General features: G+C 67.6%; 1 protein-coding gene. It reads left to right on the forward strand.

The genetic code is table 11. The annotated features are described in order from the left end of the window. Positions 1-1,121 (forward strand): flavoprotein (locus EN750_RS35550; RefSeq protein ID WP_127399361.1); only part of this gene is annotated, 1,121 nt, incomplete at both ends.

The raw sequence follows: 1,121 nt of genomic DNA on the forward strand, positions 1-1,121 counted from the left end.
GCTCGAATGGGAACATGTGCGGGTGTTTTCGCCATGGAAATACAACATCGATACGGCGGCGCGAGCGCTGCTCGACCGCTCCGGCTGGACAGCGCCGGACAGCCAGCGCCTGCCGACCGGCGGCGAGATCGTGCGCGATTATCTGGCGCCGCTTGGCCGGCTTCCCGCGATCGCCGCCAATTTGAAGCTCGGCGCCGAGGTCACCGCGATCACCCGTCAGGGGCACGACAAGGTCGCCAATGATGGCCGCAAGGACGCGCCCTTCGTTATCCGCTATCGCGATGCCGGCGGCGAACACCGCGTTCTCGCGCGCGCGGTCATCGACGCGTCCGGAACATGGTGGCGGCCAAATCCGATCGGCGTCGACGGGCTGCCGGTTGCCGGCGAAGGCGAGGCGTCGGCACGCATCGCCTATGGTATTCCCGACGTGGTCGGCAAGGCGAGAGAAGACTATGCGGGCAAGCGCATCCTGGCCATCGGCGGCGGGCACTCGGCCATCAACGTCGCTTTGGCGCTGATGGAGTTGCAGGATGCGGCGCCTGGCACCGAAGTCTTCTGGGCGCTGCGCCACGCCAGCATCGAGAGACTGCTCGGCGGCGGGCTGAACGACCAGTTGCCGGAACGCGGCGCGCTTGGATTGGCGGCCAGGCAGGCCATGGCGGATGGCAGGCTGAACATGCTGGCGCCCTTCGCCGCCAACGGCATCGAGAGACAAGGCGAGGGCCTCGTGGTCGACGCCAACCTGGGTGGCAAGCCGTTCAACCTGGTCATCGACCGCATCGTCGTCACCACCGGCTTCAGGCCAGACCTGTCGTTCCTGAGCGAAATCCGCATCGCGCTCGATCCCGCCGTCGAAGCGCCGCCGGCGCTGGCGCCGCTGATCGATCCAAACTTCCACTCATGTGGCACGGTTCCGGCGCATGGCATTGCAGAGCTCGCGCACCCCGAACCGGGCTTCACCATCGTCGGCTCGAAATCCTACGGCCGTGCCCCGACCTTCCTGATGGCGACCGGCTACGAGCAAGTCCGCTCGGTGGTGGCCGATATTGCCGGAGACCATGCCGCGGCCCGCGAAGTCCGGCTGGTGCTGCCGGAGACCGGCGTGTGCAGCGCCGTCGGGG

It is taken from the genome of Mesorhizobium sp. M7A.F.Ca.ET.027.03.2.1 (genome assembly GCF_003999175.1).
Lineage (GTDB): Bacteria > Pseudomonadota > Alphaproteobacteria > Rhizobiales > Rhizobiaceae > Mesorhizobium.